This window comes from Microbacterium sp. NPDC097977 (genome assembly GCF_040302605.1).
Classification (GTDB): Bacteria; Actinomycetota; Actinomycetes; order Actinomycetales; family Microbacteriaceae; genus Microbacterium.
Genome location: NZ_JBEOUR010000026.1, coordinates 26,090 through 39,961, shown reverse-complemented (window position 1 = coordinate 39,961; position 13,872 = coordinate 26,090). Strand labels below are relative to the sequence as shown.

Annotated in this window: 14 protein-coding genes; 3 read left to right on the top strand and 11 right to left on the bottom strand. The window is 70.0% G+C overall.

What is annotated here, in order from left to right:
• Positions 1-144: 144 nt before the first annotated feature.
• Positions 145-1,578, bottom strand: a complete 1,434-nt coding sequence (gene argG, locus ABTZ43_RS08165) for an argininosuccinate synthase (RefSeq protein WP_045252663.1) — start codon at positions 1,576-1,578, stop codon at positions 145-147.
• Between the two features lie 99 nt (positions 1,579-1,677).
• Positions 1,678-2,061 carry a winged helix-turn-helix transcriptional regulator gene (locus tag ABTZ43_RS08160; protein ID WP_350538454.1) on the bottom strand — a complete coding sequence of 128 codons (384 nt, stop codon included), beginning with the start codon at positions 2,059-2,061 and terminating at the stop codon, positions 1,678-1,680.
• 99 nt (positions 2,062-2,160) lie between these two features.
• Between ABTZ43_RS08160 and ABTZ43_RS08155 the strand changes: the two genes are divergently transcribed.
• The 3 genes from ABTZ43_RS08155 (at position 2,161) to ABTZ43_RS08145 (ending at position 5,180) form a co-directional block, all read left to right on the top strand.
• Complete coding sequence (locus ABTZ43_RS08155) at positions 2,161-3,549, top strand: MFS transporter (protein WP_350538453.1); 1,389 nt, start codon at positions 2,161-2,163, stop codon at positions 3,547-3,549.
• A 64-nt stretch (positions 3,550-3,613) separates the two neighbouring features.
• Positions 3,614-4,405, top strand: a complete 792-nt coding sequence (locus tag ABTZ43_RS08150) for an NAD(P)H-dependent oxidoreductase (RefSeq protein ID WP_350538452.1) — start codon at positions 3,614-3,616, stop codon at positions 4,403-4,405.
• A 67-nt stretch (positions 4,406-4,472) separates the two neighbouring features.
• The gene (locus tag ABTZ43_RS08145; RefSeq protein ID WP_350538451.1) at positions 4,473-5,180 is read left to right on the top strand and encodes a ZIP family metal transporter; all 708 of its coding nucleotides are present in this window, start codon (positions 4,473-4,475) and stop codon (positions 5,178-5,180) included.
• A gap of 30 nt (positions 5,181-5,210) precedes the next feature.
• Here ABTZ43_RS08145 and ABTZ43_RS08140 read toward each other — a convergent pair whose 3' ends face one another.
• The 9 genes from ABTZ43_RS08140 to ABTZ43_RS08100 form a co-directional block, all read right to left on the bottom strand.
• Positions 5,211-6,359 (bottom strand): hypothetical protein, encoded by a 1,149-nt coding sequence (locus ABTZ43_RS08140; protein WP_350538450.1) that lies wholly within the window; start codon positions 6,357-6,359, stop codon positions 5,211-5,213.
• A complete protein-coding gene (locus tag ABTZ43_RS08135; protein ID WP_350538449.1) occupies positions 6,353-7,132 on the bottom strand; it encodes a hypothetical protein in 780 nt (259 codons plus the stop codon). The genes ABTZ43_RS08140 and ABTZ43_RS08135 overlap by 7 nt, the downstream gene beginning before the upstream one ends.
• Entirely contained in the window at positions 7,129-8,196 is a 1,068-nt protein-coding gene (locus ABTZ43_RS08130; protein ID WP_350538448.1) for a vWA domain-containing protein, read from the bottom strand. Before ABTZ43_RS08130 ends, ABTZ43_RS08135 begins: the two co-directional genes overlap by 4 nt.
• Positions 8,193-9,179: a vWA domain-containing protein gene (locus tag ABTZ43_RS08125; protein WP_235564028.1), complete on the bottom strand. Its 987-nt coding sequence runs from the start codon at positions 9,177-9,179 to the stop codon at positions 8,193-8,195. The genes ABTZ43_RS08130 and ABTZ43_RS08125 overlap by 4 nt, the downstream gene beginning before the upstream one ends.
• A complete protein-coding gene (locus ABTZ43_RS08120; protein ID WP_056414210.1) occupies positions 9,170-9,661 on the bottom strand; it encodes a hypothetical protein in 492 nt (163 codons plus the stop codon). The genes ABTZ43_RS08125 and ABTZ43_RS08120 overlap by 10 nt, the downstream gene beginning before the upstream one ends.
• The gene (locus ABTZ43_RS08115) at positions 9,648-10,535 is read right to left on the bottom strand and encodes a DUF58 domain-containing protein (RefSeq protein WP_056414207.1); all 888 of its coding nucleotides are present in this window, start codon (positions 10,533-10,535) and stop codon (positions 9,648-9,650) included. Before ABTZ43_RS08115 ends, ABTZ43_RS08120 begins: the two co-directional genes overlap by 14 nt.
• Positions 10,536-10,542: 7 nt before the next feature.
• A complete protein-coding gene (locus ABTZ43_RS08110) occupies positions 10,543-11,688 on the bottom strand; it encodes an AAA family ATPase (RefSeq protein ID WP_253385123.1) in 1,146 nt (381 codons plus the stop codon).
• Between the two features lie 162 nt (positions 11,689-11,850).
• A complete protein-coding gene (locus ABTZ43_RS08105; RefSeq protein ID WP_350538447.1) occupies positions 11,851-12,552 on the bottom strand; it encodes a Pr6Pr family membrane protein in 702 nt (233 codons plus the stop codon).
• An 81-nt stretch (positions 12,553-12,633) separates the two neighbouring features.
• Positions 12,634-13,566 (bottom strand): DMT family transporter, encoded by a 933-nt coding sequence (locus ABTZ43_RS08100; RefSeq protein ID WP_350538446.1) that lies wholly within the window; start codon positions 13,564-13,566, stop codon positions 12,634-12,636.
• Positions 13,567-13,872: the final 306 nt, after the last annotated feature.

Below are 13,872 nucleotides of genomic sequence, written 5' to 3'. Positions count from 1 at the left end.
ATCGGCCGAACCACCCCCCCCGGGGGGGGGGGCGGCCCCGACCCCCCCCGGCCGGTGATTATTTGGCCCCGCACTCCCGCGCCCACACCGCTGGGGGGGGGGCTCGCTCCCCCCCCCCCCCCCCCTCTCGTGACGCCTGTTCGGTCAGTCGGTGCCGGAGTCGAAGGCCGCGCCCTCGGAGGCGGTGTCCACCGCGCCCGCGAGCGCCTGGTCGACGTCTTCGACCGCGCCGGTGATCTCTCCGGACTCGCCCGCGGTGACGCGGCCGACGAGCTCGCCGGTGGCGCCGCCGATCAGGCCGAGGCCGGCGTACTGCTCGAGGCGGGACCGCGAGTCGGCGATGTCGAGGTTGCGCATGGTGAGCTGGCCGATGCGGTCGACCGGCCCGAAGGCCGCGTCGCCGACACGCTCCATCGACAGCTTCTCGGGGCCGTACGACAGGTTCGGCGAGGTGGTGTCGACGATCGTCCAGTCGTCGCCGCGGCGCAGACGCACGGTGACGGTTCCCGAGATCGTGAGACCGACCCACCGCTGGATCGACTCGCGCAGCATGAGGGACTGCGGCTCGAGCCAGCGCCCCTCGTACATCAGGCGACCCAGGCGACGACCCGACTCGTGGTACGTGGCCAGGGTGTCTTCGTTCAGGATGCCGTTCACGAGGCGCTCGTACGCGATGAACAGCAGCGCCATGGCCGGTGCCTCGTAGATGCCGCGCGACTTCGCCTCGATGATGCGGTTCTCGATCTGGTCGCTCATGCCGAGGCCGTGGCGTCCGCCGATGGTGTTCGCCTCCATGACGAGCGCCACCGGATCGGTGTACTCGACGCCGTTGAGGGCGACGGGGCGTCCGGCGTCGAAGGTGACCGACACGTCTTCGGTCTCGATCGCGACCGACGGATCCCAGAACTTGACGCCCATGATCGGGTCGACCGTCTCGAGCGAGACGTTCAGGTGCTCGAGCGTCTTCGCCTCGTGTGTCGCCCCCCAGATGTTGGCGTCGGTCGAGTACGCCTTCTCCACCGAGTCGCGGTAGGGGAAGTCGTGGGCGACGAGCCACTCGCTCATCTCCTTGCGGCCGCCGAGCTCGGTCACGAAGTCGGCGTCGAGCCACGGCTTGTAGACGCGCAGGCGGGGGTTGGCCAGCAGGCCGTAGCGGTAGAACCGCTCGATGTCGTTGCCCTTGTAGGTGGAGCCGTCGCCCCAGATGTCGACGCCGTCCTCCTTCATGGCGCGCACCAGCATCGTGCCGGTCACGGCGCGACCGAGCGGCGTGGTGTTGAAGTAGGTCTTGCCGCCGGAGCGGATGTGGAACGCGCCGCACGACAGGGCGACGAGGCCCTCTTCGACCAGCGCGGTCTTGCAGTCGACCAGGCGGGACGCCTCGGCGCCGTACTCCAGCGCGCGGCCGGGGATCGACGCGATGTCGTCTTCGTCGTACTGGCCGAGATCACCGGTGTACGTGTAGGGGACGGCGCCCTTGTCGCGCATCCACGCGACGGCGACGGAGGTGTCGAGTCCTCCGGAGAAGGCGATGCCGACGCGCTCGCCGACGGGAAGTGACTGGAGGACCTTGGACATGGCTCCCAGTCTATCGGCGGCGTGTCGGCTGTTTCGGACGCGCCCGATGTCCGCGAGGTGCGCGATGGCCGAAGATCTCTCGGGGCCGTTCGCGCGGGGTCAGCGAGCGACCGGAGCGCTCGCTCCCGGCAGCAGGCTCCGCTGGTGCTCGGCATAGCTCCCGCCCCACGACGTCAGCGCGTCGACGAGCGGCAGGGATCCACGGCCGAGCTCGCTCAACCGGTACTCGACCTTGGGCGGCACCTGTCGATACACCGTGCGGATGACGAGGCCGTCGTCTTCGAGCTCGCGCAGCTGGCGGGTCAGAACGCGAGCCGTCGGCTCGTCGAGCAGGCGGCTCAGCTCGCCGAACCGCAGCACCTCGTGCTCGCGCAGCAGGCTGAGGATGCTGGGCTTCCATGCGCCGCCGAGCACCGCGATCGAGATCTCCGCATCGCAGGCGTCCGTCCACTCCTGCACGATGCGCGCCGTCTTCTCCCTCACCGGATCCGCCCTTCGTCGGTCCCATAGTATCCGAAACGTCAGTATGTAACCAGAATGACCGTACTTGCTCGTCTCGTACCGGTCCGCGACACTGGACACGTGACTTCCTCCGTGCCCGTGGCACCCACCCGTTCGCGCTCGCCGCGGCATCCGTGGCTCGCCATGATCCCCCTCCTCCTCGGCATCCTGATCGGCGCGCTCGCGATCAGCAGCGTGTCGACCGCGCTGCCCGCGATCCGCGGCGATCTGACGCTCAGCGACACGGGCGCGCTGTGGCTCGTCGACGTCTACTCCCTCTCTCTGGCGGCGACGCTGATCCTCGCCGCACGCATCGGAGATGCTGTCGGGCGCAAGCGGATCGTGCTCCTCGGCCTCGCCGGATTCGCGGTCCTCAACCTCATCGGCGGCCTCGCGCAGGACGGCCTCGTGCTGATCGTCGTGCGCGCCCTCCTCGGTGTGGCCGAGGCCTTCGTCGTCGCGGGCGTCGTCGCCACGATCGGCGCGCACTATCAGGCTCGTCAGCGCGTGCTCGCCTACGGACTGTGGACCGCGACGTTCGGCACCGGCAGCGCCCTCGGTCCCGTTCTCGGCGGTCTGGTGACCGAGGGGCCCGGATGGCGCTGGCTGCTGCTGGGGAGCGTGCCGCTGGCGGTGGTCGCCGCGGTGCTCGCCCTCTGGCTCGTGCCGGACTCGCGCAGCTCCCGGCCGGTGTCGTGGGACATCCTCAGCATCGTGTCGTCGATCGTGGCGCTGGGTGCCCTGGTGTTCGCGCTCCACGAGATTCTGGCCGCTCCGGTTCCCGCGGCCGCCGCCGGCCTGATCGCCGTGGTGACCCTCGCGTTCTTCATCCGACGGCAGCGCTCGCTGCGTGACCCCCTGATCGACCTGCGCCTGTTCCGCGTGTCCGGCTTCAGTCCTGCGGTGGTTCGCATCGTGGCGAGCAGCGGGGTGTCGTCGGCCTGCGTGCTCCTCGTCAGCCTGCACCTGCAGGATCTGCGCGGGTACTCCGCGGCGGAGGCGGGGATCGCGATCCTGCCGCAGGCGGTCGCGATCGCCCTCGGCGGCGTCGCCGCACCCCTGTTCCTGCGGTGGCTGACCTCACCCTCGCTCACGGTGCTCGCGCTCGTGATCCAGGGCGTCGGGCTGGTCTGGTTGGCGCTGGATCCCGAGATCGTGGCGCTGCCGCTCGTGCTCGTCGGCGCCGGATTCGGCGTCGCAGCGACCCTGGCGGCGACGACCCTGTTCGACGTCACGACGGAGGACGACGCCGGGCAGGTCGGCGCGATCCAGGAGGTCGCCTTCGCCCTCGGCGGCGGGCTCGGCATCGCCGTGCTCGGCACGATCTCGCAGGTCGTCGGGGCGAGCGGATTCGCGGTGGCTCTCGTGGTCGCCGCCGTCGCGGTGGCCGCCGCCGCGCTCGTGCCGTTGGTGCGACGCGCCCCGCAGGGCGCCGAACGCTCCCCGCGCGACGCCGCCGGCATCCGCTGACGCCCGCCGCCGCATCCCGCCATCACCATCCCGCCATCGCCATCCCCACGGAAGAGAGCCTCGCTTGTCCGCGCCCCGTAAGACCGTCCACTGGATCCTCGCCCACCCCCAGGAGAGCTCCGTCAACGCCCGTCTGTTCCGAGAGGGCGTGGAGTTCCTGTCGCACGATCATGACGTGCACGTCTCCGATCTGTACCGGCAGGGGTTCGATCCGGTGCTCGGCGCTGCCGACCTCGGTGCGCCCGGCGGACGGGAGGGGAACGTCGTCGACCTCATGGGTGCCGCGCACGCCGAAGGCACGGTGCCGTCCGATGTGCGCGAGGAGCAGCGCAAGCTCGAGGCGGCCGATCTGGTCGTGCTCCAGTTCCCCCTGTGGTGGTACGGCCCGCCGGCGATCCTGAAAGGGTGGTTCGATCGCGTGCTCACGAACGGATTCGCCTACGGACCCACAGACCCCGAGACCGGGCTGCCGCTGCGGTACGGGGAGGGACTGCTCGCCGGTAGGCGCGCGCTCGTGATCGTGACCGCGGGGGAGGACGACCGATCGATCGGTACCCGCGGCATCAGCGGCGACATCGACGCGCTGATGTTCCCGCTCACCCACGGTACGCTCTGGTACACCGGCATCGAGCCGCTCGACCTGCACGTCGTGCACGACGTCGACGGCTTCGGCGCCGCTGACGTCGAGCGGGAGTCCTCCCGTCTGCGCACACGACTCGCGGGGATCGACGACGAGACGCCGAGCAGTCCGTACCGCCGGCTGCGCGACGGCGAGTACCACGGCACCCGAGCGCTGCGGGCGGATCTGCTGCCGGGACGCACCGACCTCGGTATCCATCGCCGCGTACGCGACTGAACGGCGGAGGCGGCGACTCACCGGTTTCGGCGCCTCAGTGGCAGAGTGGCCCTGAAGGAGGCAGGACATGGGCGGAGCGATCCTCTGGAGCGTGGTGGCGGCGGCGCCCCTCTTCGTCGGCGCGGTGCTCGCACTGCTGCGCGCCTGGCCGCCGCGCTGGCTCGGCATCGTGCTCGGGTTCGGTGCGGGGGCGCTCATGGCGTCGATCGCATTCGAGCTGTGGGAGGAGGGGCTCGCACTCGCCGGCCCCATCCCGCTCGTGCTCGGCGTCGCGCTGGGAGCGATCAGCTACTACATCGCCGCCCGCATCCTCGACGCCAGAGCCGCGAAGAAGAAGGGGCAGGCCGGCGGCGGCCAGCTCGCGGTGGGTGCGCTGCTCGACGGCATCCCTGAGCAGCTGGTGCTCGGTATCGGGCTGGCGTCCGGAGAGCCGGTGAGCGTGGCGCTCGTGGTCGCGATCCTCGTGTCGAACCTGCCGGAATCGATCGGCTCGGCGGCCGACCTGCTGCAGGGCGGGATGGCGAAGTCGCGGGTGCTGCTGCTGTGGGCCGGCGTCGCGGTCGTCTGCGCGGTGGCGACCGTCGCGGGCTTCGCTCTCACGAGTGTGACCGGTGACGGCTTCCGTGCCGGAGCGAGCGGTTTCGCGGCGGGAGCCCTGCTCGTGATGCTGGTCGACTCCATGATCCCGGAGGCGCAGTCGAAGGCGAAGGAATCGACGGGGCTCGCGACCGTGCTGGGCTTCGCGCTCGCCGCAGGTCTCGCCCTCGCCTCCTGACGACCGCGACGACCGCACCGCCGCCCCCGATCACTGGAACCCGGGGTAGTCCTTCAGCTTCTCCTCGTACTCCGCCCGATCGTTCTCGCTGAGCACGGCGCTCGCGAGCACGACCATCTGCAGCCCCTCGAGCGGTTCGCCCGTGCGGGCGCTCTGTGCCTCGCGAGTGGTGCGGAAGTCGCCCGTCGGGTCGTTCGACAGGTCGTAGATGTTGGCGTAGAGCCGCGTCGGATCGGGGTAGTTGTCGGTGTAGTACTCCCACGTGTGCTGCTCGCGCGGGTCTTCGCTGCCGTAGAGCTTCGCGATCATCGTCGGATCGATGCCCGAGTACTCGCCGTTGAACGAGTAGAGCGGCGGCATTCCGTGCTCGGCGACGACCGCGTCGATGGTGGCCATGACGTCGAGCTTGGTGCTGTAGTCCTGGATCGGCTGGGTGGTCGCCCAGCCCACCGACGTGTACTCGATCAGCATCGATTCTCCGCCGTACCCGTTGCGCTCGGGACGCAGGTCCTCGTCGCCGACCTGCACCCACTCGTACCCGTACTCGGCGGTGATTCGGGCGCGGATGTCAGCGAAGACGCTGTCGGCCTCCGCCCGCACCTCCTCGAGCGACTGCTGACGGAGGGCTGCCTGCGGGTCGGTGCCCTTGATGCCCGGGTAGGCCTCCTCGTGCTTCTGCTCCTCGGTCTTCATGCCGTCGTAGCTTCCGGATGCCGAGGTCTGCAGCGCACCGATGCCGCCGACGGTGGCGACGTTGAAGATCAGCGTGACCGCGAGCGCCGCGGCGGCCAGGGTGCGTCCGCGGGCGGTGAAGAGCGCGCCGACGATCACCGCCACCACGACGAGCTGCAGCGTCAGCATCGTGACGCCGTAGAGCACGTCGGTCGCTCCCACGGCCAGCGTGATCAGCAGGATCGCGGCGAACAGGATGCCGGCGACCAGCGCGATCCAGCCCAGGGCGTTCGCCGGTCTCTTCGGCGCGTCCGCGGTGCCGGATGCCGAGCCGGGCGCAGAGCCGGTCGCGGTCGCGGTGGCCGTGGCCCCCGGAACGCCGGGCTGCTGCACGAAGGGGCCGGATGCGCGGCGTGCGTTGCGGTATCCGCCGGGCGGCGGCACCGGCGGCGCGCCCTCGGTGCCGGCGACGTAGCGGGCGCGCTGCTTCTCGTGATCCATCACCATGGCTTGTCCGTCCCCGAGCCGCCGCCGTCTTCGCCCTGCTGCTGGTCCCGCTCCTGCGTGCCCTGCTCGAGCTTGTCCTTGAGCTCGTCGAGCTTGTCGTCCGACGGCTGCGGCTCCGACTCCTCCTGAGGCTGCTCCTCCTCGGGCGGCGGCGTCTGCTGCTGCTTCTGCTTCAGCCGACCCTCGAGATCCTCCTTGCTCTGCTGCATGTCGCGGTCGGGGTCGGAGGACTGCTCCTCGGCCTCGTCGCTGTCGCACTCCGGCGGCATCTCGGACGTCACGGTGAGCGCCTCGCCGTAGAGCGCCGCGGCTCCCGTGCCGTCGCCGTCGGCCCTGGCCGCATCTCCCATGCGCTCGATCACGAGCCCGAGGTTGATGCGCACGCTGCAGACCTCGAGGCCGGTGGCCAGGTCGAGAGATTCCTCGAGCTTCGCGCGGGATGCCGACAGCTCCTCGGCGCCGGCGAGGGCGGTGCCCGCGTTGAAGGGAGCCTTGTACGGCTCGAACCAGTTGAGGAACTCCTGGCCGTGGGCGGCGGACTCCGATCCCGCGAAGTCGTCGGCGACGTAGGCCGTGATCGACTGGTGCGCGAAGGCGTACATGCTCAGCACCTTGCCGACGAAGAGCAGCGCGGCGAGAGTGAGCGGCAGGGTGCCGATCGCGATCCAGCGACGGATGCGGCGCCGCCTGCGGTTCGATGCCAGAAGAGCGGATGCCGCCCTCGCGCGGATGTCCTCGGGCGCCGTCGCCTCGGGTGCCGTCGCCTCGGTCATGCGGCACCTCCGTCGTCGGGTCGGGTCGCCGTCGCGTCGCGCGTCGACCGGGATGCGTCGCGCGTCGACCGGTCCCGGGAGCGCGGGGTGCGCAGCAGCCGCAGCCGGGCGACGAGCATGCTGGCCCGCGCGAGCTCGACGCCGAGCAGGACGACGACGACGAGCGCTGCGATCCAATAGAGCTCGGTGACGTTGCCGACGGATCCGGACTCGGCGTAGTTCGTCGTCGTCGACGGGGCGTCGGGCAGCGTGATCTCGGCATCCGCCGTGCGGTGCTGGTACTCGACGCCGAGCTCACCGGCGATCGCTTCGAGGTTCGCCTCGTCGATCACCGACAGCGCGTTCGACCCCTGGTACTCGATGTACTCGCCCGATCCCGAGTCGCCGAGACCGCCGGTGGTCAGCCGCATCGGCCCGCCCTCCGCGGTGCCGTAGCCGAACACGGCGCCGGCGTCGGTGAACTCCGCGCTGCCGTCGAACGGCTCGGGTGCCGAGGTGACCGTCTGCTCGCCGTCGCCGAAGTAGAACACCATGCGCGAGCGGTCGGGTGAGGACTCCGCCGCGTTCGAGAGGGTCTCGGCGAGCAGCGGACTCGCGATGCCGATCGAGCTGCCCCGGGACTGACTCGTCACCTCGGGGCGCAGCACGTCGAGAGACGAGATGAGGGAGGTGGTGTCGGTGGTGAGCGGCATCCGCAGGTCGGCCGAGGCGTCGAAGGTGATCAGGGCGAACCGTGCGCCCGGGTACTCGTCGACGATGCTCTGCACGTCGGCGCGCACTCCGTCGAGGCGCGGCTCGTCGCCGTTCCAGTCCTCGGCGACGATGCTCGCGGTGGTGTCGACGACCAGCACGACGTCGGTGTCGGTCGCGAGGGTCTGGGTGGCGCCGCCGGGGATGCCGGGGCGCAGGAACATGACGAAGCAGGCCAGCAGCAGCACGAGCCGCAGGACCCACAGCGCCTTGTCGCGGCCCTTCGCCTTCGCCAGCGCGATCACGGCGAGAGCCCCGACCGGCGCGCACAGCAGCACGAGGAGGAAGACGTTCAGCACGGGCTGGAAGATCACAGTCGCACCCTCCACAGCACAACGAGGAACGAGAGCATCGAGATCAGCAGCACCACGATCCACAGGTTCGGGGTGTCGGTCCACACCACCTGCGCCTGTCCCTTCAGCTCCGTCGCCTCCTGCTCCTGCACCTGGGTGACGATGTCGCTGACGGTGGTCGTGTCGCGCAGGCCGTAGGCCGCGCCTCCCGTGGCTTCGGCCGCCTTCGCCAGCTCGGCGCTCACGGCGTCGTCCTTGCCCGCGACGGGGTTGAGTGCGAACACGCGCACACCGATCGAGTCGGCGTACGCGGCCGCCTCGTCGAGGGTCACGATCGAGGCGCCGTTGATCTCGTTGTCGGTGGCGAAGATGATCGAGCGGGAGCGCTCGTCGTCGGGATGGTCGAACGCCATCGTGCAGGCGGCGAGCCCGTCGCCGATCAGCGAGGCGCCGTTGCCGTTCAGCGTGCCGACCCAGTGCTCCGGAACCTGATCGGTGTAGTCGAAGCTCTCTCGGATGCTCTGCAGATGACCGCGGATGAACTCGTAGTCGTCCGTGAGCGGGAAGATCTGCACGGGGGAGCTGTTGAAGATCGTCAGTCCGATGCGCTCCCCCTCGAAGTCGTCGAGCAGATCCTCGAAGACCGACAGCACCTCGACATCGACCTCGCTCATCGACCCCGAGACGTCGAGGCAGAGCATGATGTCGCGGCTCGTGTTGACCGGTTGGATGGTCTGCGACGACATCGGCCGCGCCGCGATGACTCCCGCCGACAGTGCGGCGACCACGCCGAGCAGCAGGACGGCGGAGAGGGCGAGCACGCGGCGGTTCAACGCCTGGCGGAAGGTGGGCAGCGCCCGCAGGCGCTCGGCGCGGGCGACGCGGGCGCGCTCGTGCTCCTCGGTCCTGGCGCCGCTGCGCAGGCCGACGACCACCCCGATCGCGATCGCGGCGAGGACGACGCCGACAGCGACGAGGATCAGCCATCCGTGGGCTAGTGCCATGTGCGCACCACCGTTCGCGCGGCCTCGGCGCCCGCGGCCGGATCGATCGCGGGGCCCTGACGGAAGATGCTCGGATAGTAATGGCGTCCCATGGCGTCGATCAGCGCCGGGTGCACCCCGCGCGCGACGAGGTCGTCGAGCGCGAGCACCGGGGCTTCGAGTCCGCTGTACTCGTTGACGAACGTGCGCACCACGCGGCTGAACTCGAGGTTCGCATTGCGGGCCGAGAGCGTGCGGGCGCGGTAGTCGTCTTCGATGCGCTGGATGCGGTCGAGGTACTCCACCCGCAGCTGCGACAGCACGTCGACGGTCAGCAGCAAGGGCCCCTGCGACTCGTCGGTGAGGGTGAGATCGCGACGCGGCCGGGTGAGGGCGGCCACCAGCCAGGCTCCCGCGATCAGGAGCGCCAGGACGCCGAACGCGAGCAGGATCCAGCCCCAGCCGTACTGGGCCGGAGGGTAGAGCTCGTCAGAGCCGGGCATTCGACCTCCGATTCAGCAGCTGCAGGAGCTGCGAGACGGCGTCGTCCTGACCGGCCAGCACACTGTGGCTGATCTCCATGCGTTTGAGGACCTCGGCGAGGCGGGCGGCGTCGGCCTCGGTCTGCGCGGTGAGCTCGCGGATGATGTCGAGGTCGCCCTGCACGAAGTCCGGGACCTCCCACAGGCTGTCCACGTCGCTGCGGATCGTTCCGGTCGCGTGGTCGAGCACGGGATCCGCGTCGCTAACGGTCAGCCACAGCACGTCGTGCTGCACGCGTAGGCGTCGCAGCATCCGCTCGGTCTCGTCGGTCACGGGAGCCTCGTCGGTGATCACCACGACGATCATCCGGCGCGAGATGGTGCGGGTGACGTACGAGAGCAGGGCGTCGCGGTCGCTGGACGCGGTGCTGGAGTCGATGGCTCCCTCGATCGTGCGCAGCGCGTGTTCGAGAGCGCCCTCGCTGCGGCCCGGTGCCCGGCGACGGATGCGGTCGGAGTCGCCGTACACGAGCGAGAAGTCGTCGCCGTGCCGCAGCGCCAGCACCCCGAGCACGCCGGTGGCGAGGATCGCGAGGTCCTTCTTCGACCTCTCGTCGTGGGCGAGGGCGGCCATCGAGCGTCCGGTGTCGACCACGAAGAGGATGGTGTGCATGCGCATCGCGCGGTGCCGCTTGACCAGCGGCGTGCCCAGTCGGGCGGTCGCGCGCCAGTCGATGTCGCGCACCTGATCGCCGTACTCGTACTTGCGCAGATCCTCGAAGTCGAGGCTGCGCCCGTGCAGCAACGACGCGTAGGCGCCGTCGAGCGCGTGCAGCGACTTGCGCGACGAGTGGATGAAGAGCTTGCTCTTCACCTGGGTGATCAGGCTGGCCATGGGGGTGTCAGGGCGTGGGGACCGCAGCGAAGATCTGGTCGATGATCTCCTCGCTGCGGATGCCCTCGGCGTCGGCCTCGAAGGTCAGCAGCACGCGGTGGCGCAGCACCAGGTGGCGGAGCGAGCGGATGTCCTCGGGCAGCACGTGCGCACGGCCGTTGAGCAGGGCGAGCGCGCGGGCGGCCTGCAGGAACGCGATGCTCGCACGGGGGCTCGCGCCGTACTTGATGTACCGGGCACGCTCCTCGCCGATGTAGGGCGCGGGGTTTCGCGTGACGTAGGCGATCGAGACGATGTAGTTGCGGATCGCGGGGTCGACGTAGATCCGGCTCGCGACGTCCTGCAGCATGTCGACGTCGTCGAGGCTGATCGCGCTCGAGACGTGACGGTCGGGATCGAGCACGCCGGAGTCGATGCGGCCGAGGATCTCGAACTCCTCCGCGGGGCTGGGGTACTCGACGATCTCCTTGAGCAGGAAGCGGTCCATCTGCGCCTCGGGCAGCTCGTAGGTACCCTCTTGCTCGATCGGGTTCTGCGTCGCGATCACCAGGAACGGCTTCGGCAGGTGGTGAACCTCGCCGCCGATCGTGGTCTGGTGCTCCTGCATGGCCTCGAGCATCGCGCTCTGGGTCTTCGCGCTCGAACGGTTGATCTCGTCGAGCAGCACGAAGTTGGCGTGCACCGGACCCAGCACCGTGCGGAAGGATCCGGTCGCCGCGTCGTAGATCTGGTTGCCGGTGATGTCGCTGGGCAGCAGGTCGGGCGTGCACTGGATGCGTTTGAACTGCGCCTTGACCGTGTCGGCGAGCGTGCTCGCGGCGGTCGTCTTCGCGAGCCCCGGAACGCTCTCCAGCAGGATGTGGCCGCCGGCGATCAGCGAGATCAGCAGGCTCATGCGCAGTCGCTCCTGGCCGACCATCTTGGCCGAGTACGCGTCGGAGACGGTCTTCAGCACCTCACTCGCGCGACGCAGCTCGGCATCGGTCGGGGCCTCGGACTTCCTGCTCGCCGAGGGGGACGCGGGCGGCGCGACGGCCGCAGCCGCGGCGCGGGTGGCTGGAGCGGGCGGGGCCGGGGGCATCGACGAGCCGGAGGGCGCGGGGGGAGGCGGCGTCGCACCTGCAGAGGCGCCGGGCGCGTAGGGCTCGTTCATCGATGTGTCTCCTCGTTGCCACGGGGACGCGTCGACGATCCCCCGCGACCAGCGTAACCGCATCCGAACGCGCCGATCCGGCCCGCCTATGGGGACTTGTGCCCATGGGCGCGCCCGCCTGTGCCGCTGCCGGTCCCGGTGCGGATGCCGGTCAGACGTCGGTCAGGCGTCGACGGGCACTCTCGTACCGCGCCGGCGACCGACCCAGACGACGAGGGCAGCCACACCGATGATCGCGACCGCGATGCCGATGATGTAGCCGGCGACGCCGAGGTAGCCGCCGACGAGGCGCGGGTCGAGGAACGGATACGGGTACCACCAGGTGTTCCCCGTGGCGGGCGAGGTGATGAAGTTCGCGCGGATCATCGTGTAGATCGCCCAGAGGATCGGGAAGATCGCGGCGATGAAGATCGTGCTCCAGGCGAGGGCGCGTCGACGCGGAGCGAAGAGCACATCGAGCAGCAGGAACAGAGGGAACACGACGTGCAGCACCTCGTTCGACCAGGGGACCGTGACGCCCTGGGGCAGTTCGACGCCGCGGAGCAGCGTGTTGTAGACGATGCCGGTGACGATCATGTAGGTGCTCGCGCACGCGAGGGCGACGGCGAGCCCGTTCGGCTCCGGCCGACCGTCACGGCGGTGGCGCAGTGCCCAGACCGCCGCGATGATCAGCACGATCGCTGCGAGCAGGTTCGACAGGATCGTGAAGAAGCTGAGGAAGTTCGCGGCGACCGTCGGCAGATGCTGCCCCCACTCGGTGGTGGCCGCGAGGGCGTTCTCGATGCTGCGGGACAGCTGGGCGACGATCGCGGCGAGTGAGAGCACTGCTGCAGCGAGTCGTGCGTAGGGCCACCAGGTCGTCATCTTCGCCTCCGCGCACACCTTATCGGGCGAGGAGGGGGAAGCGGGAGGGGAGGCCTGGGCATGCCGGGCGGAGCGCAAAGGTCAGGTGCGGCGGCCCCACCGCATGCGGGTGACGAGGACTCCGAGCAGGCACAGCGCCCCGCCCACGAACATGAGCGGAGTAGGCACCTCGCCGAGGATCGCCCACGACATCAGGATCGCGATCGCCGGAACGACGTAGGTCGTGGCGGAGGTCTGGCCCGCCGTGCTGCGTTGCAGGACGTAGGCCCAGGTCGTGAAGGCGATCGCGGTCGGGAAGATGCCCAGGTAGACGACCCAGAGCGTCGCGTCGGGCGGAGCCGTCTGCAGGGCGCCGACGAGACTGCCCGTCCAGGGGAGCAGGGCGACCGTGCCGGCCACGGCCCCGAGGAAGGTCAGTGTCGTCGCATCGGACCCGGCGCTGAGCAGCCGCTTCTGCAGCAGCGTGCACCCGGCGTACATGACGGCGGCGAGCAGGGCGAGCAGCAGCCCGGTGATGTCGGGTCCTTCGCTCGTCGACGAATTCATTCCGATCAGAACCACGCCGAGGAACGCGATCGGAGCGCCGATGACGAGCGGTTTCGGGAACCCTTCGCGCAGGAACAGTCCGCTGAAGACCACGACCATCAGTGGCGCGAGGTTCACGACCATCGCCGCCGTGCCCGCGTCGAGGGTGCGCTCCGCGGCGTTCAGGGCGAGGTTGTAGACGCAGAACCAGCCGACGCCCCACACGGCGACGAGCCACCGGTGGCGACGTTCGGGCAGACGGATGCCGTGGCGCACCGCGATGATCGCGAGTGCCGCGCTGCCCACGGCCATGCGCAGCAGCGCCAGGGCGCCCGGGTCGAAGTGAGTGCCCGCACCGCGGATGCCGATGAACGCCGACGCCCACAGCACCACCGTGACGAGGGCGGCGACGAGCACGAGCGGACCCTGTGAGCGGGGCTTCGCGGGAATCAGGGTGTCGTCGCGCTGCACGCGACCGGTCTTCGGCATCCTTCGATCCTGGCACCGGCCACCGACATCGGAGATGCGCCCGAGCGACAGCATCCGTTCCTTTTCCGCCATCCGTGCAGCGCCTCCGGTCGGAGGTGTGCGATTGCAGGACGCATGCACGGATGCAGGACGGAACGCCGACTTTCGTCCGCCATCCGTGCATCGGTCCTGCATCTGTGCGGCGCCCCGACCGACCGACCGCCCGACCTCCCCGACACGGCGGTGAAACACCCCTTCGGTAGGATGGGACCGCCCGCAGAGGGCCAGCTCATCAGCCGGTGCAAACCCGGCGGAAGCAAGGGGGAT